Raw genomic sequence first — 21,292 nt, 5'->3', positions numbered from 1 at the left:
GTTCGTATAGAGATGATCGATCATCTCTCAAACTACCCACCAGTAGCGGTTGACGGGCCGCCCGATCACTCTCTACCGTCCAAATAGTTCCATGGAGAGAAATGCTATTCCGCATCCTGGAATGAGCACCCTGAAGCGCACCGGTAAAGGGGAACCACCCGTGTCCCAGCTCGACCAGCTTCCCGACCACGACCCCGAGGAGATCGCGGAGTGGCGCGCGTCCCTCGACGCCGCCCGCGACTTCGGCGGACCGAACCGCGCCGCCCACCTGCTGCGCCGCCTCGTCGAGCACGCCGAGCTGCAGCGGCTCGACGTCCCTCCGCTGCTGGACACCCCGTACGTCAACACCATCCCCACCGCCGCCGAACCGGAGTTCCCCGGCGACGAGGAGATGGAGCGCCGGATCACCGCCTGGAACCGCTGGAACGCCGCCGCCATGGTGACCAGGGGCAACCACCGCGGCGGCCTGGGCGGGCACATGGCCACCTACGCCTCCGCCGCCTGGCTGTACGAGGTCGGCTTCCAGCACTTCTTCCGCGGCAAGGAGGCCGACGGCTCCGGCGACCAGCTGTACGTGCAGGGCCACGCCGCCCCCGGCGTCTACGCCCGCGCGTTCCTGGAGGGCCGGGTCTCCGAGGCCCAGCTGGACCGCTTCCGCCAGGAGGCCGGCGGCGACGGCCTGCCCTCCTACCCGCACCCGCGCCGACTGCCCTGGTTCTGGGAGTTCCCGACCGTCTCGATGGGCCTCGGGCCGCTCTCCGCGATCCACCAGGCCCGGTTCAACCGCTACCTGACCGCGCGCGGTATCAAGGACACCTCCGGCTCGCACGTGTGGGCCTTCCTCGGCGACGGAGAGATGGACGAGCCCGAGTCCACCGCCGCGCTCGCGCTGGCCGCCCGGGAGGGCCTGGACAACCTCACCTTCGTCGTCAACTGCAACCTGCAGCGCCTGGACGGGCCGGTGCGCGGCAACGGCAAGATCGTGCAGGAGCTGGAACGCCGCTTCCGCGCGGCCGGCTGGAACGTGGTCAAGTCGCTGTGGGGCGAGGCCTGGGACGAGCTGCTGGCCCGCGACACCACGGGCGCACTGGTCCGCCGGCTCGGCGAGGTGCCGGACGGACAGTTCCAGACCTACGCCGCCTCGGACGCCGGGTACGTCCGCGAGCACCTCTTCCACAGCTCGCCCGAACTGCGGGCGCTCGCCGACACCGTGGACGACCGGCGGCTGATCGAGACGGTCGCCACCTCCCGGGGCGGCCACGAGCCGCGCAAGGTGTACGCGGCCTACCGCGCGGCGCTGGAACACCGGGGCGCGCCCACCGTGGTGCTGGTGCAGACCGTCAAGGGCTGGACGCTCGGCCCCGGCTTCGAGTCCCGCAACGCCAACCACCAGATGAAGAAGCTCTCCGGAGCCGAGTTCCGGGCCATGCGCGACCTGCTCGAACTCCCCATTCCGGACGCCGCGTTGAACGACCCGCTGCCCCCGTACGCGCACCCCGGCCCGGACTCGCCGGAGGCCCGCTACCTGCGCGAGCGCCGCGCCGCACTGGGCGGGCCGGCGCCCGCCCGCCGGGTGCGCTTCACCCCGCTGCCGGCCCCGCCCGCGAAGCCCTTCGAGACGCTGTTCAAGGGCTCCGGCAACCAGGAGATCGCCACCACCATGGCCTTCGTCCGGCTGGTCAAGGACCTGCTGCGGGACAAGGCGACCGGCCACCGCTGGGTGCCGATCGTCCCGGACGAGGCGCGCACCTTCGGCATGGAGTCGCTCTTCCCGACCGCCGGGATCTACTCCCCGCTCGGGCAGACCTACGACCCGGTCGACCGCGACCAGCTGCTCCACTACAAGGAGTCGACGACCGGCCAGATCCTCAACGAGGGCATCACCGAAGCCGGTTCAATGGCCTCGCTGACCGCCGCCGCGACCTCGTACGCGACCCACGGCGAGCCGGTCGTCCCGTTCTACATCTTCTACTCGATGTTCGGCTGGCAGCGCACCGCCGACCAGATGTGGGCGATGGCCGACCAGTTGGGCCGCGGCTTCCTGGTCGGCGCCACCGCCGGCCGCACCACCATGACCGGCGAGGGCCTCCAACACGCCGACGGCCACTCCCAGTTGATCGCCTCCACCAACCCGGCCGCGCTCTCCTACGACCCGGCGTTCGGCTACGAGGTGGCCGTGATCGTCCGCGAGGGCCTGCGCCGGATGTACGGCGGCAGCGAGCAACACCCCCACGGCGAGGACGTGTTCTACTACCTCACCGTCTACAACGAGCCGCTGGTGCAGCCCGCGCTCCCGGACGGCGAGGAGGTCGTGGACAGCATCCTGCGCGGCCTCTACCGCTACCGCACGGCGGACGCCGCCGCGTCGTCCGCCACCCCGGCCGTCGACCTGCCCGCCGACCCGCCGCGGCTCCAACTGCTCGCCTCCGGCACCGCCGTGCAGTGGGCCCTGACGGCGCAGCGGCTGCTCGGCGAGGAGTGGGGCGTGGCGGCCGACGTCTGGTCCGCACCCTCCTGGACGGAGCTGCGCCGCGAGGCGCTGGACTGCGACGCGGCCAACCTGGCGCAGGCCGCGGCCGGTACCGGCGCGGCGGCCCGCGTCCCGTACGTGACCAGGGCGCTGGCCGGAGCGCCCGGGCCGGTGCTGGCGGTCAGCGACTGGATGCGCGCGGTGCCGGACCAGATCCGCCCGTGGGTGGAGCAGGACTGGACCTCGCTGGGCACCGACGGCTTCGGCCTCTCGGACAGCCGGGCGGCGGCGCGGCGGCACTTCGGGGTGGACGCCGAGTCGGTGACGGTCGCGGCGCTGGCCGCGCTGGCCCGCCGGGGCGAGGTGAAGGCGGAGACCGTACGGCAGGCGGCGGAGCGCTACGGCGTCCGCTTCTGACCGGCCCGGCGTCCGTCCGGCCGGCACTCCGTCCCGCCGCCTCCGTCCGACCGCCCCGCCGCCGCCTCCGTCCCCTGGTGACCGGCGTCTCGCATACCAAGACTGGCGCGAGGCGGGGCGCGTCGTAGATCGTTGGGTGGTCAGGGCGCTCCCACGGGCGCCGAGCAGCGGAAATGGGAGTCGACGGCGATGACCGAGACCGAGACCTACGAGACGATCCTGGTCGAGCGCAAGGGCCGGGTGGGGCTGATCACGCTCAACCGGCCCAAGGCGCTCAACGCGCTGAACACCCAGCTGATGAACGAGGTGGTCGCCGCCGCGACCGCCTTCGACCGGGACCCGGAGGTCGGCTGTCTGGTGATCACCGGCTCGGAGAAGGCCTTCGCGGCCGGCGCCGACATCAAGGAGATGCAGGGCAACCGGTTCCCGGACGTCTACCTGGACGACTGGCTGGGCCCGTGGGACCGGCTCGGCGCCCTGCGCAAGCCGGTGATCGCGGCGGTCGCCGGGTTCGCGCTGGGCGGCGGCTGCGAGTTGGCCATGCTGTGCGACGTCCTGCTGGCGGCGGACACCGCGAAGTTTGGGCAGCCGGAGATCAAGCTCGGCGTGATCCCGGGCATCGGCGGCTCGCAGCGGCTGACCCGGGCGGTCGGCAAGGCGAAGGCCATGGAGCTGTGCCTGACCGGTCGGATGATGGGCGCCGAGGAGGCCGAGCGGGCCGGGCTGGTCTCCCGGATCGTCCCCGCCGACCAGCTGCTGTCCGAGGCGCTGGCCACCGCCGAGACGATCGCGGCGATGTCCGCCCCGGCCGCGATCATGATGAAGGAGAGCGTCAACCGCGCCTTCGAGACGACGCTCGCCGAGGGCGTCCGCTTCGAGCGCCGGCTCTTCCACGCGGCCTTCGCCACGGCGGACCAGAAGGAGGGCATGACGGCCTTCGCCGAGAAGCGCCCGCCGGAGTTCCAGAACCGCTGACGGCCGAGGACGGCTGACAACTGACGGCCGACGGATAACAGCTGACAGATTTCAGATTTCAGATGTTGAAATCTGAAATCTGTCAGCTGAACCCTGTCCGAGGACAGCCCCGCTCAGCCCTGCTCCTCCACCGCCACCGTGTTCAGCCGGGCGAGCCCGCTGCGGGTGGCGGCGACCACGATCTGGTCGCCCGGGGCCAGCCGCCGGGTGCGGTCGGGGAAGTTCCACTGCAGCTGTCCGCCGTGGGCGAAGCGCACCGCGATCACCCGGACGCCGCCCGGGTCCTCCAGGTCGTGCCGGTTCAGCCCGATCAGCCCGCTGCCGTCCTCCACCGTCAGCTCGGCGATCAGCAGCACGTGCCGGAGCACCGACAGCGTCCCGCGCACCTCGCGCCCCATCAGCGCCGCCGCGAAGGCGGGCGCGGCCAGGTAGGACACCGACCGGGAGGCCGCGTTGTCCAGCGTCTTGTAGAAGTGACTCGCGAAGTCGTCCTCGAACAGCCGCACCACCACCCGGACCTCGGGATTCCCGTGGCGCGCCTCCAGGGCCGCCTCCAGGTTGGTGGCGTCGTCCCCGCTGACCGCGACCAGCGCCCTGCTGTGCTTCAGCCGGGCCCGGCGCAGCTGCTGTTCGAACGGGCCGTCGCCCATCACCACCGGGATCCCCAGTGCCCGTACGGCGGCGATGCCGCGCGCCTGCGGGTCCCGCTCCATGCAGACCACCGGCACGCCCATGGTGTGCAGCTGGGTCGCGACCCGGGTGCCGACGTTGCCGAGGCCGACGACGATCACGTGGTCCCGGGTGCCCGCCCCGGGGTTGCGCGGCTGCCCGCGCCGCCCGGAGCCCAGCACCTCGACCGCGATCGCGGTGGCGACCGGCGCGAAGGTGATCCCGCAGATGGTGATCACCACCTGCGCGACCCGCTGCCAGAACCCGCCGGTGCCCGCCCCCGTCCCGGCGGCGACGTCGGAGAGCTGGTCCGGCTGGGCGGCGCCGGCCAGGTCGAGCAGCGCGATGTAGACGGTCCAGCCGAAGTTCCGGTTGAGGTACCAGAGCACGCCGAAGGCCAGCAGCACCGCCGCGAGGGCGGTGAGCAGCACCAGGCGCATCCGGGCGCTGGTGAAGAAGCGCATGGTGTCGAGCAGCCGCCAGCGCAGCCGTCTCATCCAGTCGATCGGTTCCCGGGGCTCGATCCGCAGCACCTGGAGCGCCGCCCGGCCGCCCGGCTCCCCCTCCCGGGCGGGGCCGGGCGAAGGCACCGGACCAGCCGCCGGCACCGGACCGGCCGCCGACATCAGCCCGGCCGGCGGCGTCGGCTCGGCCGAAGGCTCCGGGTCGGCCGCCGGCGCTGGTTCGGCCGACGGCGCCGGTTCGGGCCGTACGCCACCGGGGCGGATCGGCCCCTGGTCGCCGAACTCGGCGGCGAGCCGGACGAATTCGGCCGAGTCACCCTGCTGCTCGGGCAGCAGCCGGATCCTGCCGAGGTCCTGCCGGTCGATCTGGTCGGCGACCACGCAGATCCGGTCGGAGGTGATGTCGTCGTCGAACGCGATGTGCAGGTAACGCCCTTCGATCTCCACCGAGTTGGGCCGCCCGAGCGCCGCGGAGGCGAAGGCCGGGGCGGCGGTGGCGGAGCCGGAGAGCGCGGCACCGTTCCTGAGCAGCCGTTCGATGTTCTCGCCGAGCCGCTGGTTGAACATCCGGAACACGATGCGGATGTCCGGGTTGTGGTTCTGCGCGCTGAGCGCGGCATGGATGTTCTCCTGGTCGCTCCCCTCGACCAGGGCGAGGCCGCGCGCGGTGCCGATGGACACCGCACGCAGCGCCTCCTCGGTGACGCTGGTGTACTCCACGACCGCCGCCACGCCGGAGAGTTGCTCGATCTGCGGCGCGTGGTCGCGGGTCCGGTCGGCGACCAGGACGACGACCGGCACCTCGTAGTGCTCGACGAGTTCCAGGACCAGTCGGTGTGCCAGCGCGTTGCCCCCGCAGACGATGTAGTGCTGGCTGATCGGCTCGACCGGAGGGGTCCCCCACCCTTCAGAAGTCATACCGACGGATGGTATCGACGGCAAGTGTCCGGAGGGTGACGTTCCGGCGACCGCGGCGAATCCCCCGAACGGCCGTATCCGACGCGCGGTCCGACCGTGGCGCGGAGAGGCTGGGGTTCGTTCCCTGCCCGTCAGCCGGCCGCCCCGGCGTCAGCCCCGAGGAGTACGCCACCGTGGCCCCTCCGATCATCACCCCCGACGGCACCCCGGTCCAGGGTCCGCTCGGACTGCTCGCCAAGGCCGCCTGGCAGGTCCTGCTGGTCGCCGGACTCGCCTCGCTCGCCCTCGGGATCGTGGTCTTCGCCTGGCCCCGGGAGACGCTCCTGGTGGTGGGCGTGCTGTTCGGCCTCTACCTGCTGGTGATCGGCATCGTGCAGCTGATCGCCGCGTTCGGCACCCACTCCACCACCGCGCTGCGGGTGCTGGCCTTCATCAGCGGCGCGATCTGCGTGCTGCTGGGACTGCTCTGCTTCCGCAGTGCGGTGCAGTCGCTGCTGCTGCTCGCGCTCTGGATCGGGATCGGCTGGCTGTTCCGCGGCATCACCCAGCTCGCCGCCGCGATCTCCGACCCGATGATGCCCGCCCGGGGCTGGCAGGCCTTCGCGGGCGTGGCCAACACCCTGGCCGGTGTGCTGCTGATGGTGTGGCCGGTCGGGTCGATCACCGCGCTGGCCGTACTGTCCGGATGCTGGCTGGTGATCCTGGGCCTGGTCGAGATCGTGACGGCGCTCCAGGTCCGCAGCCGGGCCAAGCAGATCCCGTCCGGGGTCTGACAACAGCCGTCCGGTGCACCGAGGCCGCGTCCCGCCGGGGCGCGGCCTCAGCGCTGGGCGGAACGGCTCACTGACGCGGAGCGGCTCACGGACGCGGGGCGTAGCCGATCCGGAAGGTCGCGGCCTCCAGCCGTTCCGGGTCGAGCCGGACGTCGGTCAGCCGCTCGGCGAGCGCGAACGCGGCTTCGCCGCACAGGTCGTACGCCTCCGTCTCCAGCTCGAAGCCGCAGGCGGTCAGCAGCTCGGGGATGCCGGGCGCCTCGGCGTCCGTGCCGTCCCGCTGGTCGGGGAAGAGCGGCTCGAAGTGCAGCCGCTGGATGCCGTGCTCCCACCAGTGGAAGTGGTCGGCCCCCAGGGCGTTGCGGTAGTGCGAGACCAGCCGGGTGCCCTCGGCGAGCCGGAGGATCTCCGCGTCCAGGGTGCCGAGGTAGCCGAAGGGCTCCACCGCGAGTGCCCAGCCGTCGAGTTCGGTGACGGCGACGAGCAGCCGGTCCTCGGCGGGGTCGAACAGCTCCCTGGCCTCGGCGTCGGCCCCGTTCGTGTAGGAGCTCCAGCGGGCCACCACCCCCTCCAGCCCGGCGGCACCCGTCCCCGGCAGGGCGTTGAAGCGGCGCAGCAGTTCACCGGCCTCGAGCCCCTGCACCTGGGTGAGGCAGCAGGCCTCACCCAGGACGGGGTAGCGCCGGGTGAACCAGGTGTAGTCCGTGGCGTGTGCGGTCATGACGGCGATGCTGCCAGACGCCTCGGACAGCGCCCGCCCGAGGCCGTCAGAGCCAGACCGGCTCGTCCGTTCCCCAACGGCCCGGCGGGCGCGACCAGTCGGCGGGCGCCCCCTCGTACCCGATCGGCGGCAGGGCGTGGCGCAGCCGCCCGTACGGGGAGTCGACCTCGGCCAGTCGGCGGGCGGGGTCGTAGGGCTCGGACGGGCCTCCCCTCGGCGTCTCCGGTTCGATGCCGTGCAGCAGCCAGGAGGCCGTGCCGGCGAGGGAGAAGCGCAGGTGGCGGCCGCCGGGGCGGCGGGTGCGCTGGTCGGTGAGGGAGCGCAGCACGGCGGCGGCGACGAGGTAGCCGGTGCCGTGGTCGAGGGCCTGGGCGGGCAGCACGCCGGGGCGGCCGCCGGTGGCGGATCCGGTCTCGGGGGCGGCCTCGTGGGCGGCGATGCCGACACCCGCCTGGACCAGGCTGTCGAAGCCGCGCCGCCCGGCCCAGGGGCCGGTCCAGCCCCAGGCGCAGAGCTGGGCGAGGATCAGGTCCGGGCGACGGGCGAACAGCGCGTCGGGGCCGAGGCCGTGGGCGTCGAGGGAGCCGGGGCGGTACGCGGAGACGACGACGTCCGCGGTGGCGAGCAGGCCGTCGAAGACGGCGCGGTCGGCGGGCTCGGCGAGGTCGAGGCGGGTGGAGCGCTTGCCGAAACCGGTGTCGGCGTGGGCGTCGTCGGCCTCGGGCAGCCGGGGCGAGTCGACCCGCAGGACGTCGGCACCGAGCAGGGCGAGGGTACGGGTGGCCACCGGTCCGGCGATCACGCGGCTCAGGTCGAGGACCCGGATCCCGGCGGCGGGCCGGTCCACCGGGGCCTGGCCGAGCGGGCGGACCGGCGCGGTTCCGGCGGCGGCGCCGACCTCCAGGTGCTCCACGAGGGGGTGCACGACGCTGCTCACCGGCACGACGGCCACCGCGAGCGCTCCCGCCGCGTACGCACGCTCCTGGATCCGCTCGGCCGGCAGCCTGCCGAGCACCTCGGCGAGCTGCTCGGGCCCGGCGTCCGCGGCGAGGCCGAGGGCGGAGAGCAGCCGGGTCCGGTGGTGCGGGTAGTTGGCGTGGGTGCGCACCCAGCCGTCGGCGGTGCGCCAGAAGCCGGAGTGCGGGGCGAAGTTGACGGGCGCGCGGCCGTCGACCGTCAGGTGCCGCTCACTGACGAAGGCGGTGGCGACGGCCCCCTGGTCCACCCCGACGGCGGGGACGGACGCGGCCAGGGGCGCCGAGCCTCCGGCGCGGTGGGACGCGAGCTCGGCGGCGGCCAGTGAACAGACCGCCACGGTGGCCCGGGCGAGCCGGCGCACCGGCAGCCCGGAGGGCAGGACGTCCTCCGGGCCGTGGAAGGTCACCCGCTCCAGCAGCTCGGGCGGTCCGCCGAGAGCGGCCCAGGCGTGGGCGGTCGGGCGGTCGACGGCTCCGGCGGCCGCCGTGGTTCCGGTGGTTCCAGTGGCCGCGGTGGTTCCTTCTGGCAACGGGCGCTCGGTCATGCCCGGCATTGTGCTCCCGTTCTCAGGCGCTCGCTGTGACGCCCGCCACCAGCATCAACAGCACCGCCGAGACCATGGTCATCCGGCGGGCCGCCTGCGGGGTGCCGCCGAACCGACCGCCGAGCCGCCCACTGGCGTACGCGACCAGCCCGTACACCACCGCGCAGGCCAGCACGTTGAGCGAGCCGAGCGCGAGCACCTGGCCGCCGACCGGCAGGGTGGCGTCCGGGTCGACGAACTGCGGCACCAGGGACAGGTAGAGCAGCAGCCCCTTGGGGTTGAGCAGCGCGGTCAGCATGCTCTGGCGCAGCACCGTCGTGGTGGGCTGCGGCTTGGGCGCCGCGAGGGCGGCCGCGCCCCCGCTCTTGCGCAGCGCCAACAGCATCATGACGGCCAGCACCAGCAAGTAGGCGGCGCCGGTGAGGCGCAGCACGGGCAGGGCGGCCGGGACGGCGCGCAGCGCGGCGGCCAGTCCGGCGCTGGAGAGCAGCGTGTGGACGGCGTACCCGGCGCAGACCCCGCCGACCGCGATCAGCGCGGCACGGCGTCCCTGGCCGAGGCCGCGGGCGGCGATGTAGAGCCAGTCGGGGCCCGGGGTGCAGACCAGCAGGAGGTCGACTCCGAGGAAGAGGAGGAGGGCGTGGGTGTCCATGGGCGTGGGCGTGGCCTGTCGTGCTCGTCGCGGTGTGGGCCCGGCGGATCGGCCGGGGGTCGTTCCGGCGGGTCGGCCGGAGGTTGTTCCAGCGGCCTGCCGGGGTGCCCGGGGGATCTGCCGGAGTGACCCGGCAGCGGGTTCGGTCACTGAAGGTAGCCGGATCGGGCTGGCACGCGATGGCGACTTCGTGCTGGTCGGAGCGGCGTTTTGGCAGAATGTTGCGCCATGGACCGAATCGACCGCAGAATCCTCCGCGAGCTCCAGCAGGACGGGCGCCTGACCAATGCCGAGCTGGCCTCCCGGGTGGACCTCACCCCGTCCCCCTGCCTGCGCCGGGTGCGTCAACTGGAGCAGGACGGTGTGATCCGCGGCTACCGGGCGGTGCTGGACGGAGCGGCGGTCGGGCGCGGGTTCCAGCCCTTCGTGACGATCACCATGCGTCACGAGGACCAGGTGACGGTCGCCGAGTTCGAGCGCCGGGTGGCCGAGCTGCCGGAGGTGGTGGAGGCCCACCGGCTGTTCGGCGAGCCCGACTACCTGCTGCGGATCGCGGTGGCCGACATCGCCGCGTACGAACGCTTCATCACCGACGTGCTCTCCGGCCTGCCGGGCATCGCGCAGGTCAACTCGCACCTGACGATGAAGCAGGTGAAGGCCGACCGGGGGCTGCCGGTCGGCGGGTAGGGTGCGAACGGGGGGCCCGCGCGGCCGCCCGTACGGGGGCAGAGCGACGCACTGCGACATGGGGGCTGAATTGCACGTGATCCGCCGTCTCGACCTGGGGTACTTCGTCCGACCGGCCACCGAAGTGGGCGGCCCGGAGCCGCGCGTGGAACCGGTGCTCGCGTACCTGGTCCGGCGTCCGGAGGGGCTGCTGCTGTTCGACACCGGGATCGGTGGCGGCGAACCGGAGACCGAGGCGCACTACCGCCCGGTCCGCCGCCCGCTGCCGGAGGCGCTCGCGGCGGCCGGGGTCGCCGTCGCCGACATCGACCTGGTGGTCAACTGCCACCTCCACTTCGACCACTGCGGCGGCAACCCGCTGTTCGCCGGCACGCCCGTCCTGGTCCAGGCGGAGGAGCTGGCCACCGCCCGGCGCGGCGGGTACACCATCGACGCGCTGGTCGACTTCCCCGGCGCCGAGTACCGCGAACTCGACGGGGAGGCCGAGGTCTGGCCGGGCGTCCGGGTGCTGCCCACCCCCGGCCACACCGGGGGCCACCAGTCGCTGCTGGTGGACCGCCCGGGCGGCGGCCCGGTCCTGCTGGCCGGGCAGGCCTACGACTTCGCCTCCGAGTACGGGCAGGCGGTGCTCGCCCGGCGGGCGGTGCGCGAGGGCGTGGCCCCGCCGCTGCCCGGGTACCGGGCCTGGCTCGACCGGGTGGCCGAGCACGGGCCGCACCGGGTGCTGTTCGCGCACGACAACGCGGTCTGGGAGCCGGCCGAGTAGCCGCCGGAGCCCCGGCCGTCCGGAGGGGACCGGTCGCTCAGGAGGCCCGGAGCGTCCGGGGCGGCCTGGACCTCCGGGGCGCCCAGGGTGGCCGGGGCAGCCGGGACATCTAGGGCGGCCGGGGCGCTCAGGAGGCTCAGAAGGTGAAGCGCAGCGAGCGGACCCGGTGGTCGAAGCTGGACGGGACGAGCTGCGGCTCGCCGACCGACCGCGCCTCGGGAAGGCGGGTGAACAGCTCGCGGAACAGCGTCGTCATCTCCTGCCGGGCCAGGTGCGCGCCGAGGCAGTAGTGCGGACCGCCGCCACCAAAGCCGAGGTGGGCGTTGGGCGTTCGGGTGATGTCGAAGACGTCGGGGTCGGGGAAGACCTCCTCGTCGCGGTTGGCCGAGCCGTAGAACAGCGCGACCTTCTCCCCCGCGCGCAGGAGCGGGCCGCCGGAGCCGCCCAGCTCGTGGTCGACGGCGAGGGTCCGGTTGAACTGGATGATCGGCGTGGCGTGGCGGACCATCTCGTCCACCGCGCCGCCGAGCCGTCCGTCGAGGTCCTCGAGCAGCAGGGCGCGCTGCTCGGGGTGGACGGTCAGCAGGTGCAGGCCGTGGGCCAGCGCGTTGCGGGTGGTCTCGACCCCGGCGACCAGCAGCAGGCTGAAGAAGGCGCCCAGCTCGCGTCCGGTGAGCCGGCGGCCGTCCACGTCGGCGGTGACCAGCGCGGAGATCAGGTCCTCCTCCGGCCGGCGACGGCGCTGGCGGCCGATCCCGGCGACGATGCCCTGCATCCGGGCGAGCGCCCGCAGCCCGCGCCCCGGCACCCGCAGCCGGCGGCGCAGCGGCCGGGCCACACCGATGTCCTCGGAGGTGCGGTTGACCAGGTCGAGGATGGTGCGGCGAGGCCGCTCCGGGATGCCCATCATGGTGCAGATCACCTGGAACGGGAGTTCGGCGGCGACCGCGGTCACGAAGTCCTCCGGCCGCTCCCGCTCGATCCGGTCGACCAGCTCGGTGCTGATCCGCCGGACGTCCTCCTCGACCCGGTCGAGCAGCCGCGGGGTGAACGCCCGCGAGACGATCCGGCGCAGCTGGGCGTGGCGGGGGTCGTCCAGGTTGACCATCGAGTCGCCGAACAGCAGCCGGACCCAGCGGGCCGGGACGGGGGTGGTCACGCCGGGGCCGCTGAGGAAGACGGCGGGGGTGCGGCTGGCCTCGACCACGTCGGCGTGACGGACCAGGGCGTGGAAGCCGCGACCGGTGGCGCGGTCGCCGAAGAACACCGGACCGGGGCGGCGGCGCAGCTCGGCGAAGGCGGCGGCGCGGTCGGGGGCGGGCAGCTGCCAGAAGCCGGGGTCCGCGAGGTCGACGGACGCGGGCAGGGCGGCGGGCTCGGTCGGCTTCGCGGGCTCGGTCGGGGTGGCGGCCTCGGCCGAATCCGCTGTTTCAGCCGGGGTGGCGGGGTCGGCCTCGTCGGCGGGCTCGGTGGATCCGGGTGGGTCGGCCTGCTCTGCGGCCTCGGCCGGTTCAGCGGTTCCGGCCGCCTCCGCCGCTTCGGTCGGCTCTTCGGCTTCAGCCCGCTCCGCGGCTTCGGCTGGTCCGGCGACGTCGGCCGACTCGGCGGCTTCGGCCGGTCCGGCAGCTTCCTCAGCCTTGGCCGACTCCTCTGCTTCATCCGGCTCGATGGCTTCGGCCGGTTCGACAGCTCCGGCCTGCTCGACAGCTCCGGCCGGGGTGGCGGCTTCGGCCTGCTCGCCGAGTTCCTCGGCTTCGACTTCAACCACGGCCGTCGCCTGTTTCCGGCCTGTCGCCTGCTGCGGGACGGTCGGCTCCGTGGGGGCAGCGGACTTGGCATTGTCGGCAATGGGCGCCGAGGTATCCGTCGGGGTCTCCAAGGCCGGACCTCCCTGCTTCTGAACAGCGTCGTCCCGATACGCACCGTACGGGGTGGTGCACATTAAGTGAGCAATGGGGTACGTGCTGTCAAACCGCCCCGATGGTCCTACGAGCCGTTGTTCGGTTCGTCGCGTCGGGTCGGCGGGCCGAACCGGGTGGTGATCCGGCGGGCTCCGGGGGCCGGCGGCCGGGCATGGTCTCACGGCACAGAACCGGCCATGACCGGAGGGTGCGCTACGGGCCGGGCAGGGCGGGTGCGACGATGAGTGCCATCGTGATGACCGACCGGATCCGCCTGCTGCGCGCCGTGGTCTTCGCCGCGCTGTGCGTGGCGATGGCCGCCACCGCGCACGTCGCCATGGCCGGATCCGGAGTCTCTCCGACGGTGCTGGCCGGCGGGTTCGGGGCGGTCCTCGGGCTGACCTGGCTGCTCGCCGGGAAGCGGCGCGGACTCGGGGTGATCAGCCTCTGGATGGTCGTGGCGCAGACCGCGCTGCACCAGTTGTTCGAACAGGCCGCGGCGTTCTCCCAAGGGGGCGGCGGCCTCGGCCGGCTCGCCACCACGGACTGGGCCGCCCTCCTGCTCTGCAACCCCGACCGGGCCCCCGGCGGGCTCTCCCCGGTCGAACTGGCGCGGATGGCGGGCATCGACCCGGACGTCCCGCCGACCACCGGCAGTCTGCGGCCGGCGGCCGGGACGCACCACGGGGGCTCGGGCGCGACCGCCGTGGACGCGGGCCTGCCCGGGATGACCGGGATGCCCGACGGACCGCACATGATGCCCGACGGCGCGTTGCACGGCGGCGGGTCGTACGGCACGGCGCAGGACCTGGTGAGCGCACCGGCGCAAGGACCGGCGCACGGGATGTCCCACGGCATGTCACCGGGGATGGCCGCCGCCCACGTGCTCGCCGCGCTGGCGTGCGCGCTCCTGCTCTGGCGCGGCGACGCGGCGCTGGTCCGGGTCTTCGAGCTGCTCGGCGCGCTCGGCGCGGTGGTCGCGGGCGCGCTCCTGCTCCCGCTGCTGGCGCTGTTCGCGCGCCCCTTCGGCTACCGGGCCCCGGCACCGCCCCGCCCGGCCGACGACCGGGCCCGGCCGCCCCGGTCGGTGCTGCTGACGCATGCCGTGGTCCGGCGCGGGCCGCCGGCGTTCGCCCTCGCCTGCTGACGCGCCCGCCGCTGCTCCTCCCCGTCCGGCCACCTCCGGCCACCGGGACCCCGCGACGGGCAGGTCGCCCTGCCGTACGGCCGCGCCCCACGCCGTCGTGCCGTCAGGGTGCGGGCCCGCGTCCGCCGCCGCGCCTCCCCAGGGCCGGCGTGCCGCGCGGCTGCCCATGGACGCCGACGGTGCCGCCCTGCGCGGTGCCGCTCCCCGCCTTCCCCTCGGGACCTTCCCATGCCTGACTTCGACGGCGCACCGGCTCCGGCCGGCGCCACCGTCCCGCCGTTCCCGCTCCCCCGGACGCGCCCGCCCCGCCGGGCACGCCCACCGCGCCTAGCGCTCGACGGACTGCGGTCCGTCCGGAGCACGGCCCTCGGGGCCGCCCTCGCCCAGCCGGGCCAGCAGCCGGGCCATCCACTCGGGCGAGGGCCCGTCGGTGGTGCCCGCCCGCACCCGGCCGTGCAGCTGCTCGGCCCTGGCCAGCCACTCCCGGCAGCCGGCGCAGCGCGCGACGTGCCTGTCCAGCCGGACCTCCGGCAGACCGCTCGGTTCGCCGTCGAGCCGGGCGGACAGAGCGGTACGGAACTGCGCGCATCTCATACGACCATCGTCCCGCATGGCCGTGCCGCCGGGACCGGCCGGGCAGGGGGCCGCCGTGGATGACGAGCAGCTCACCGCACTGGCGCTGACCGCCCGCTCCGGACGGGCGGCCGACGTCGAGGCCTTCGTCCGGGCGACCCAGCGGGACGTCTGGCGCTTCGTCGCCCACCTGACCGACGTGCAGTCCGCCGACGACCTCGCCCAGGAGACCTTCCTGCGCGCACTGCGCGGCCTGCCCGCGTTCGCAGGGCGCTCCTCCGCCCGCACCTGGCTGCTGTCGATCGCCCGGCGGACGGTGATCGACCGGTACCGGATGGCGGCCGCCCGGCCGCGCTGCGCGGCTCTGCCGGACTGGCAGGAGGCGGCGGAGCGGCAGGGCGGCGCACCGACGGCCGGGTTCGAGGACGGCGTCGCGCTCGGCGACCTGCTCGACCGGGTGCCCGCCCAGCGGCGCGAGGCCTTCGTGCTGACGCAGGTGGTCGGCCTGAGCTACGCCGAGGCGGCCGAGGTCGCCGGCTGCCCCGTCGGGACCGTCCGCTCCCGGGTCGCCCGGGCGCGGGAGGAGCTGGTGGCACGCCTGCGCGCCGCCGAGGCCGGGGAGCTCGCGACCGCCTGCTGAGCGGCGGGCGGGCGGCGGGCGGCGGGCAGCGGCGGACAACTGACAGCGAACAGATAACAGATTTTGAAATCTGTTATCTGTTCGCTGAAAGCTGTCGTCTGTCATCTGTCCGTTGTCCGCTGCCAGCCGTCGACTGCCGGCTATCGAGAAGAAATCCCCCAAGTGTTCGGAACCGGAGCCCCCTCGCCACCGACTGCTGTACCGGACCCCGCCGCCGAGGCGGCGTCCGGTACAGCAGTACGGGAGACGGAGGGACTTCATGACGGCGCAACCAACCCCGACCGCCTCATCTCTGACGGAGCGTCAGCAACCATCGGCGGACCGCTGGAGCCTGGTCGTCGCCGCCGGACTGCTGTCCTTCGTCGCGATGCTCGACATGAACGTGGTCAACCTCGCGCTCACCGACATCTCGGCCGGCCTGCACGTCTCCCCCGGGGTCGCCCAGTGGGCCGTCCTCGGGTACCAACTCCCGCTCGTCGCCCTGCTGTTGCCCGCCGGGCGCTGGCTGGACCAGGTCGGCACCCGCTCGGCCCTGCTGCTCGCGGTCGGCTGCTTCGCCCTGTGCAGCGTGCTGGCCGCCTGCGCCCCGTGGGCCGGTTGGCTGATCGCGGCCCGGCTGTTCCAGGGCGCCTTCGGGGCCGTGCTCTTCGTCCTGATGCCGGTACTCGCCGCGACCTCCGTCCGGCCCGAGCTGCGCGGCCGGGCGATGAGCGTGCCCGCGACGCTCGGTCCGCTCGGCGCCGTCACCGGGCCGGTGATCGGCGGTCTGCTGCTGGACCACCTGGGCTGGCGGGCGATCTTCCTGGTGAAGCTGCCGGTCTGCCTGGCCGCCGTGCTGATCGTGCGGCGCCACGCCCCGCGCCGCGGCGGACTGCGGCCGCCCGACCGGTCCTCGCTCGGCGACGCCGCGCTGATCGGCGCCGCCGTGGCCGCCGTCCTGCTCGGGCTCACCCTGGCCCCGAAGTCCGCGCTGTGGCTGCTGCTCGTCCTGCCCGCCGTTCCGCTGGTGCTGCTCTGGCTGCGCCGCCCGGGCGGCCGACCGGTGGCCGAGGTGCTGCGGGCCGCCGGGACCGCCGGGGTCAACGCCTCCGTGCTGGCGCTCGCCGCCGGCTTCGCGGCCTGCCACTACCTGCTCGCCCAGCACCTGCGCGGCCCTCGGGGCGAGAGCGCCACGGCCACCGCGCTCACCATGCTGGCGTTCCCGCTCGGCATGGTGCTGGCCGGCCGGGTCGGCGGCCGGCTGGCCGACCGCTGGGGCGCCCGCCCGACCGCGCTCACCGGCGCCGCCGTCACCACTCTCGGCCTGGCCCTGCTCGTCCCGCTGGACACCGGCTGGTCCGCCCCCGAGATCGCCGCGCGACTCGCCCTCGCCGGTGCCGGGATGGGCCTCAACGGCGGCCCCACCCAGGCCCTAGTGATGTCCGCCTCCCCACCCGGGAAGCTCGCCACCGCCGGCTCCGCCGTCCAACTCGCCCGCAGCCTCGGCTTCGCGCTCGGCCCGGCCCTCGCGACCGCCACCGCCCTGGCCGGGGCCCGCGACACCACCGGGACCCGGGCCGGAATCGCCCTGGCCGCCCTCGTCGCGGCCACCGCCGTCGCGCTGCTCGCCCTGCACCGCCGCCCCAGGCCCTGACCGCCCCACCCCGCACTGCACCGCACCGCGCCGCACCCGCCCGAGCGCACCCCACCACCACCCCCTCCCCACCGAAGGACCTCCTCAGATGACCGACACGATCCCCGACCCGGCCGCCACCGACGACGCCCCGCGCTGCCCGTACGGGTACGACCGGCTGCCCTCCCCCGTCCCGCTGTACGGTCCGGAGTACAAGCGCGACCCGTACCCGCTCTACCAGCGGATGCGCGAGGCCGGGCCGGTGCACCGAGTGGAGTTCCCCAGCGGCATCCACGCCTGGCTGGTCACCGGCTACCGGGCCGCCCACGCGGCCCTCAACGACCCCCGCTTCGGCAAGAACCACACCCTCGGCAACGACAACTGGCGCCGGCTCGCGTCGATCATGCCCGAGCCCCAGCACTCGCAGCTCCAGGTCCACCTGCTCCACCAGGACCCGCCCAAGCACACCTCGATGCGCCGGCTCGTGCTCGACGCCTTCGCCCCGCGCCGGGTGGAGTCGCTGCGCCCCCGGTTCCAGGAGCTGGCCGACGCCCTGGTGGACGAGCTGCCGGAGTCCGGCGGCGCGGACCTGGTGGCCGGCTTCGCGGCCCACTACCCCTTCCGGGTGCTCGCCGAAGTCATCGGCCTGCCGCCCGAGTTGGCGGACCGCTTCGACCGGGACTGGGGCAAGGTGGTCCAGCCGGTCGGCCCGCAGGACCCCGGCCGCCCGGCGTACGAGGCCCGGCTGCGCGGCCTCCAGACGTACATCGCCGACGTCGTCGCCCGTAAGCGCGCCGACTGCCGGGAGCCCGGTTGGGCGGCGCAGGAGGACCTGCTGGGCCGGCTCGTCGCAGCCCATGACGCGGGCGAGTTGAGCCGCGCGGAGCTGGACTCGATGGTGTTCCAGCTGCTGGTCGCCGGGCAGGAGCCGGTCACCAACCAGATCACCACCATGCTGGTCACGCTGCTGCGCCACCCCGAGCAGCTCGCCCGGCTGCGCGAGGGCGCCGACGAGCCCGGCCGGCTCGCCCGGGCGGTGGAGGAACTGCTGCGCCACGACGCCGCGTTCGAGCTCACCACCTGGCGGTTCTTCGCCGAGGACAGCGACCTGTTCGGCACCACCGTCCCGGCCGGCGACTCGGTGATCGTCTCGCTCTGCGCCGCCAACCGCGACGACGCGCAGTTCCCCGAGCCCGACCGCCTCGACCTCGACCGCACGCCCAACGCCCACCTGGCCTTCGGCCACGGCATCCACTACTGCCCCGGCGCCGCGCTGGCCCGGGCCGAACTCCAGGTCGCCCTCGCCACCCTGCTCACCCGGCTGCCCGGGCTGCGTCCGGCCGAGGCGCCCGGCGACGGCCTGGCGGACCTGGCCTGGGTCCCCGCCGTCCTGGCCCGCGGGGTGAACCGGCTGCCGGTCGCCTACGACCACCGCCACTGACCCCCGGGCGCACCGCGCCCCGGCTCCGACCGTCCGGCTCCGCCCGCCCGGAGCCCGAAACCCGTACCGCACCGCCTTTCGTGGAGGACCCACCATGCCGCCCGTCGGCACCGCCCCTGCCGTCATCACCCCCGACGCCGTCACCACTGACACCACCGCCCCCGACACCGGCACCACCGCCGCCGCCCTCGCCGCCCGCGTCCTCGGCCTGCTGCTGCCGCACCGCCGCGCCGCGGACCCGGAGTTCGACGCCCGCCCGGAGCACTTCCCGCTCCAGCTGGCGCAGTTGGCGGACTTCATCGCCGCCGGCGAACCGATCGTCCTGACCCTGCCCGGCTTCCCCTGCAAGTCGCCGAACCCCGCGAAGGTGCTCGGCCACCTGCCCGACGAGGGCGAACGGCTGTCGCTGACCTTCCTCGACGGCCTGTGCGCCGAGATCGGCCGCCTGCACGCGCCCGGTGCGCGCATCCTGATCTGCTCGGACGGGCACATCTTCGGCGACCTGATCAACGTCCCGGACGACCACATAGACGCCTACTCGGACGCCCTGACCGCCATGATCGCCCGCGAGGGCCTGGCCCACCTCGACACCTTCGACCTGCGGGCCGTCCTCGGTGACCTCCCGTACGACGAGAAGCGCGCCCGGGTGCACGCCCGGTACGCGCCGAGCGTCGAGGAGCTGCGCGAACAGGTGCTGACCGAGGAGGAGACCCTGCGGCTCTACCGGGGCATCACCCGCTTCCTCACCGAGGACACCGTCGGCTTCACCGGCACCCGCTCCGCCCTCCAGCGGGAGTGCCGCCGTCGCGCCTACGGCGTGATCCAGCGCAGCCGCGCCTGGGGCGAGTTGATCGCCGAACACCACCCGCGCGCCGTCCGGCTCTCCATCCACCCGCAGCCGGCCGGGGCGTCCAAGTTCGGCATCCGACTGCTGGCGGCGGCCGACTCCTGGACCACCCCCTGGCACTCCTCCGTACTCCACCGCGCCGACGGCCGGCGGGAGTTGCTGCGCAGCGACGAGGCCGCCCGGCTCGGCCGACTGGTCCTGCGGGACGGCCAGCCGAGCCACTACGAGTCCCGCTAGGCCGCGGTCCCGTACGGGAAGGGACGGAACACCTAGCGCCCCGGCACGGCGGCCTCCGCCGCAGCCGGGGCCGGGGCACGGTGGTCGAAGGCGATCAACGGGTCGCCGGTGAGCGGGTGTTCGACCACCGCGGCCCGCACCCCGAAGACCTCGGCCAGCAGCTCGGCGGTCAGCACCTCGCGCGGCGTCCCGGAGGCCACCAGGGCGCCGCGGTGCAGGACGTGCAGCCGGTCGCAGACCGAGGCGGCGGCGTTGAGGTCGTGCAGGGCCACCAGGGTGGTGCGGCGCTGCTCCCGGAGCAGGGCGAGCAGTTCGACCTGGTGCCGGACGTCCAGGTGGTTGGTCGGCTCGTCCAGCACCAGGACGTCCGGCTGCTGGGCGAGCGCCCGGGCCAGCAGCACCCGTTGCCGTTCCCCGCCGGACAGTTGGGCGAACCGGCGGTCGGCGGCCCCGGCCATGCCGACCCGGGCCAGCGCCTCGGCCGTGATCCGGCGGTCCTCGGCGTCGTCGGCCGCAAAGGCCCGCTTGTAGGGCGTGCGGCCCATCGCGACCACCTCGCGGACGCTCAACTCGAAGTCCCCGCCGCGCTCCTGGGGCAGCGCCCCGATGTGCCGGGCGGACTCGGCGGGCCGTAGCTCCGCCAGGTCCCGCCCCGCCAGCAGCACCCGCCCGGCGCTGGGCCGCAGGTGCCGGTAGACGGTGCGCAGCAGGCTGGACTTGCCGCTGCCGTTGGGGCCGACCAGTCCGGCGATCTCCCCCTCCTCGGCGATCAGGTTGGCCCCGGCCAGCACCGTCCGGCCGGCCAGGGCGACACTCAGGTCCTCGACGGCGATCCTCAACTGCGCTCCAGTCGTCGGTCCAGCAGGTAGAGCAGGGTGGGGGCGCCGAGGACGGCGGTGACCACGCCGATCGGCAGTTCCTGGCCGTCCAGGGCGGTGCGGGCCACCGTGTCGACGACGACCAGCAGCAGCGCCCCGGTGAGCGCGGACAGCGGCAGCAGCCGCCGGTGGTCGGCGCCGACCAGCAGCCGGCACACGTGCGGCACCATCAGCCCGACGAAGCCGATCGCCCCGGAGACGGCGACCAGCACCCCGGTGAGCACACTGGTGACGACGAAGACCTCGCGGCGCAGCCGGGCGACGTCCACGCCGAGCCCGGCGGCCGTCTCGTCGCCCATCAGCATCGCGTTGAGCCCCCGGGCGCGGGCCTGGAGCAGGGCCAGTCCGAGCGCCACCGCGACGGCCGGGACGGCGAGTTGGGCCCAGACGGCGCCGCCGAGGCTGCCCATCAGCCAGAACAGCACGCCCCTGGTCTGCTGCTCGTCGCGGGTCTGCAGGACCAGGTAGCTGGTGATGCCGCCGAGGAACTGGGCGATGCCGATGCCCGCGAGGACCAGGCGCAGCGGGGAGAAGCCGCCACCGCGCCGGGCCATCAGCCAGACCAGCGAGAACGCGGCGAGCGCGCCGGCGAACGCCGCCAGGGAGACGGTGAGGCCGAGCGCGCTGCCGAAGGAGAGCTGGAGCCCGAGGGTGGTGCCGAGGACGATGGCGGCGACCGCGCCGAGCGAGGCCCCGGAGGAGATGCCGAGCAGGTACGGGTCGGCGAGCGGGTTGCGGACCAGGGCCTGCACGGCGGTGCCGACCAGGCCGAGACCGGCGCCCACCACGGCCGCCAACAGGGCACGGGGGACGCGCAGTTGCCAGACGATGAGATCACGGGTGCCTGGCTCCGGGGCCCGACCGGTGAGCCGGCGGGCGACCACCGACCAGACCTCGGCGGCCGGGACGTCCACCGAGCCGAGCGAGACGGCGGCGGTCAGCGCGAGCACCAGGGCGACGACGAGGACGGCGGCCAGCGGCC

The 21,292-nt window shown here is 74.4% G+C and carries 18 protein-coding genes; 10 read left to right on the top strand and 8 right to left on the bottom strand.

What is annotated here, in order from left to right:
• Positions 1–121 precede the first annotated feature (121 nt).
• Both aceE and ACFU7Z_RS03975 read left to right on the top strand, forming a co-directional pair.
• The gene (gene aceE, locus ACFU7Z_RS03980; RefSeq protein WP_380775777.1) at positions 122–2,887 is read left to right on the top strand and encodes a pyruvate dehydrogenase (acetyl-transferring), homodimeric type; all 2,766 of its coding nucleotides are present in this window, start codon (positions 122–124) and stop codon (positions 2,885–2,887) included.
• A 189-nt stretch (positions 2,888–3,076) separates the two neighbouring features.
• Positions 3,077–3,862, top strand: a complete 786-nt coding sequence (locus ACFU7Z_RS03975; RefSeq protein ID WP_380737525.1) for an enoyl-CoA hydratase — start codon at positions 3,077–3,079, stop codon at positions 3,860–3,862.
• A 113-nt stretch (positions 3,863–3,975) separates the two neighbouring features.
• On the opposite strand, the gene ACFU7Z_RS03970 is transcribed toward ACFU7Z_RS03975, so the two are convergent.
• The gene (locus ACFU7Z_RS03970) at positions 3,976–5,913 is read right to left on the bottom strand and encodes an NAD-binding protein (protein WP_380737527.1); all 1,938 of its coding nucleotides are present in this window, start codon (positions 5,911–5,913) and stop codon (positions 3,976–3,978) included.
• Positions 5,914–6,086: 173 nt separating this feature from the next.
• On the opposite strand from ACFU7Z_RS03970, the gene ACFU7Z_RS03965 reads away from it, so the two are divergent.
• On the top strand, positions 6,087–6,686 hold the full coding sequence (locus ACFU7Z_RS03965; protein WP_049652737.1) for an HdeD family acid-resistance protein: 600 nt from the start codon (positions 6,087–6,089) through the stop codon (positions 6,684–6,686).
• A gap of 85 nt (positions 6,687–6,771) precedes the next feature.
• Here ACFU7Z_RS03965 and ACFU7Z_RS03960 read toward each other — a convergent pair whose 3' ends face one another.
• Genes ACFU7Z_RS03960 through ACFU7Z_RS03950 form a run of 3 tightly spaced genes read right to left on the bottom strand, consistent with a single transcriptional unit; the run spans position 6,772 to position 9,581 of the window.
• Positions 6,772–7,407, bottom strand: coding sequence for a DUF6461 domain-containing protein (locus ACFU7Z_RS03960; RefSeq protein WP_380775775.1), 636 nt, complete (start codon positions 7,405–7,407; stop codon positions 6,772–6,774).
• A 46-nt stretch (positions 7,408–7,453) separates the two neighbouring features.
• Positions 7,454–8,929 carry a CoA transferase gene (locus ACFU7Z_RS03955; RefSeq protein ID WP_380775772.1) on the bottom strand — a complete coding sequence of 492 codons (1,476 nt, stop codon included), beginning with the start codon at positions 8,927–8,929 and terminating at the stop codon, positions 7,454–7,456.
• A 22-nt stretch (positions 8,930–8,951) separates the two neighbouring features.
• On the bottom strand, positions 8,952–9,581 hold the full coding sequence (locus tag ACFU7Z_RS03950) for a LysE family translocator (RefSeq protein WP_049652741.1): 630 nt from the start codon (positions 9,579–9,581) through the stop codon (positions 8,952–8,954).
• A gap of 228 nt (positions 9,582–9,809) precedes the next feature.
• On the opposite strand from ACFU7Z_RS03950, the gene ACFU7Z_RS03945 reads away from it, so the two are divergent.
• Together ACFU7Z_RS03945 and ACFU7Z_RS03940 are read left to right on the top strand one after the other, a co-directional pair.
• Positions 9,810–10,268: an Lrp/AsnC family transcriptional regulator gene (locus tag ACFU7Z_RS03945; protein ID WP_049652743.1), complete on the top strand. Its 459-nt coding sequence runs from the start codon at positions 9,810–9,812 to the stop codon at positions 10,266–10,268.
• A 58-nt stretch (positions 10,269–10,326) separates the two neighbouring features.
• Positions 10,327–11,034, top strand: a complete 708-nt coding sequence (locus tag ACFU7Z_RS03940) for an N-acyl homoserine lactonase family protein (RefSeq protein WP_049652745.1) — start codon at positions 10,327–10,329, stop codon at positions 11,032–11,034.
• Between the two features lie 136 nt (positions 11,035–11,170).
• Here ACFU7Z_RS03940 and ACFU7Z_RS03935 read toward each other — a convergent pair whose 3' ends face one another.
• A complete protein-coding gene (locus ACFU7Z_RS03935; RefSeq protein ID WP_380775797.1) occupies positions 11,171–12,400 on the bottom strand; it encodes a cytochrome P450 in 1,230 nt (409 codons plus the stop codon).
• A gap of 776 nt (positions 12,401–13,176) precedes the next feature.
• Here ACFU7Z_RS03935 and ACFU7Z_RS03930 point away from each other — a divergent pair.
• Positions 13,177–14,082, top strand: a complete 906-nt coding sequence (locus tag ACFU7Z_RS03930) for a hypothetical protein (protein ID WP_380775769.1) — start codon at positions 13,177–13,179, stop codon at positions 14,080–14,082.
• A 327-nt stretch (positions 14,083–14,409) separates the two neighbouring features.
• On the opposite strand, the gene ACFU7Z_RS03925 is transcribed toward ACFU7Z_RS03930, so the two are convergent.
• Positions 14,410–14,676, bottom strand: a complete 267-nt coding sequence (locus ACFU7Z_RS03925) for a zf-HC2 domain-containing protein (RefSeq protein WP_380775767.1) — start codon at positions 14,674–14,676, stop codon at positions 14,410–14,412.
• Between the two features lie 16 nt (positions 14,677–14,692).
• On the opposite strand from ACFU7Z_RS03925, the gene ACFU7Z_RS03920 reads away from it, so the two are divergent.
• From ACFU7Z_RS03920 to ACFU7Z_RS03905, 4 genes are all read left to right on the top strand, one after another.
• The gene (locus ACFU7Z_RS03920) at positions 14,693–15,295 is read left to right on the top strand and encodes a sigma-70 family RNA polymerase sigma factor (protein ID WP_049651662.1); all 603 of its coding nucleotides are present in this window, start codon (positions 14,693–14,695) and stop codon (positions 15,293–15,295) included.
• Positions 15,296–15,554: 259 nt separating this feature from the next.
• Positions 15,555–16,928, top strand: a complete 1,374-nt coding sequence (locus ACFU7Z_RS03915; RefSeq protein ID WP_380775766.1) for an MFS transporter — start codon at positions 15,555–15,557, stop codon at positions 16,926–16,928.
• An 88-nt stretch (positions 16,929–17,016) separates the two neighbouring features.
• The gene (locus ACFU7Z_RS03910) at positions 17,017–18,348 is read left to right on the top strand and encodes a cytochrome P450 (RefSeq protein WP_380775765.1); all 1,332 of its coding nucleotides are present in this window, start codon (positions 17,017–17,019) and stop codon (positions 18,346–18,348) included.
• A 94-nt stretch (positions 18,349–18,442) separates the two neighbouring features.
• Positions 18,443–19,432, top strand: a complete 990-nt coding sequence (locus ACFU7Z_RS03905; RefSeq protein ID WP_380775764.1) for an L-tyrosine/L-tryptophan isonitrile synthase family protein — start codon at positions 18,443–18,445, stop codon at positions 19,430–19,432.
• Between the two features lie 32 nt (positions 19,433–19,464).
• On the opposite strand, the gene ACFU7Z_RS03900 is transcribed toward ACFU7Z_RS03905, so the two are convergent.
• Positions 19,465–20,271: an ABC transporter ATP-binding protein gene (locus tag ACFU7Z_RS03900; RefSeq protein ID WP_380775763.1), complete on the bottom strand. Its 807-nt coding sequence runs from the start codon at positions 20,269–20,271 to the stop codon at positions 19,465–19,467.
• A complete protein-coding gene (locus ACFU7Z_RS03895; protein WP_380775795.1) occupies positions 20,268–21,287 on the bottom strand; it encodes a FecCD family ABC transporter permease in 1,020 nt (339 codons plus the stop codon). The genes ACFU7Z_RS03900 and ACFU7Z_RS03895 overlap by 4 nt, the downstream gene beginning before the upstream one ends.
• Positions 21,288–21,292: the final 5 nt, after the last annotated feature.

The organism is Kitasatospora sp. NPDC057518, assembly GCF_042802075.1.
Lineage (GTDB): Bacteria > Actinomycetota > Actinomycetes > Streptomycetales > Streptomycetaceae > Kitasatospora.
The sequence above is the reverse complement of the archived record's forward strand: the minus strand, read 5'-3'. Positions and strand labels throughout refer to the sequence as shown.

What these genes read in the sequence shown, in the direction of transcription:
- ACFU7Z_RS03905 (WP_380775764.1), top strand. Translation starts at nt 18,443, where the DNA reads ATGCCGCCCGTCGGCACCGCCCCTGCCGTCATCACCCCCGACGCCGTC.
- ACFU7Z_RS03920 (WP_049651662.1), top strand. Translation starts at nt 14,693, where the DNA reads ATGGCCGTGCCGCCGGGACCGGCCGGGCAGGGGGCCGCCGTGGATGAC.
- ACFU7Z_RS03960 (WP_380775775.1), bottom strand. Translation starts at nt 7,407, where the DNA reads ATGACCGCACACGCCACGGACTACACCTGGTTCACCCGGCGCTACCCC.
- ACFU7Z_RS03955 (WP_380775772.1), bottom strand. Translation starts at nt 8,929, where the DNA reads ATGACCGAGCGCCCGTTGCCAGAAGGAACCACCGCGGCCACTGGAACC.
- ACFU7Z_RS03925 (WP_380775767.1), bottom strand. Translation starts at nt 14,676, where the DNA reads ATGAGATGCGCGCAGTTCCGTACCGCTCTGTCCGCCCGGCTCGACGGC.
- ACFU7Z_RS03945 (WP_049652743.1), top strand. Translation starts at nt 9,810, where the DNA reads ATGGACCGAATCGACCGCAGAATCCTCCGCGAGCTCCAGCAGGACGGG.
- ACFU7Z_RS03970 (WP_380737527.1), bottom strand. Translation starts at nt 5,913, where the DNA reads ATGACTTCTGAAGGGTGGGGGACCCCTCCGGTCGAGCCGATCAGCCAG.
- ACFU7Z_RS03915 (WP_380775766.1), top strand. Translation starts at nt 15,555, where the DNA reads ATGACGGCGCAACCAACCCCGACCGCCTCATCTCTGACGGAGCGTCAG.
- ACFU7Z_RS03940 (WP_049652745.1), top strand. Translation starts at nt 10,327, where the DNA reads ATGGGGGCTGAATTGCACGTGATCCGCCGTCTCGACCTGGGGTACTTC.
- ACFU7Z_RS03910 (WP_380775765.1), top strand. Translation starts at nt 17,017, where the DNA reads ATGACCGACACGATCCCCGACCCGGCCGCCACCGACGACGCCCCGCGC.
- ACFU7Z_RS03950 (WP_049652741.1), bottom strand. Translation starts at nt 9,581, where the DNA reads ATGGACACCCACGCCCTCCTCCTCTTCCTCGGAGTCGACCTCCTGCTG.
- ACFU7Z_RS03975 (WP_380737525.1), top strand. Translation starts at nt 3,077, where the DNA reads ATGACCGAGACCGAGACCTACGAGACGATCCTGGTCGAGCGCAAGGGC.
- ACFU7Z_RS03930 (WP_380775769.1), top strand. Translation starts at nt 13,177, where the DNA reads ATGAGTGCCATCGTGATGACCGACCGGATCCGCCTGCTGCGCGCCGTG.
- aceE (WP_380775777.1), top strand. Translation starts at nt 122, where the DNA reads ATGAGCACCCTGAAGCGCACCGGTAAAGGGGAACCACCCGTGTCCCAG.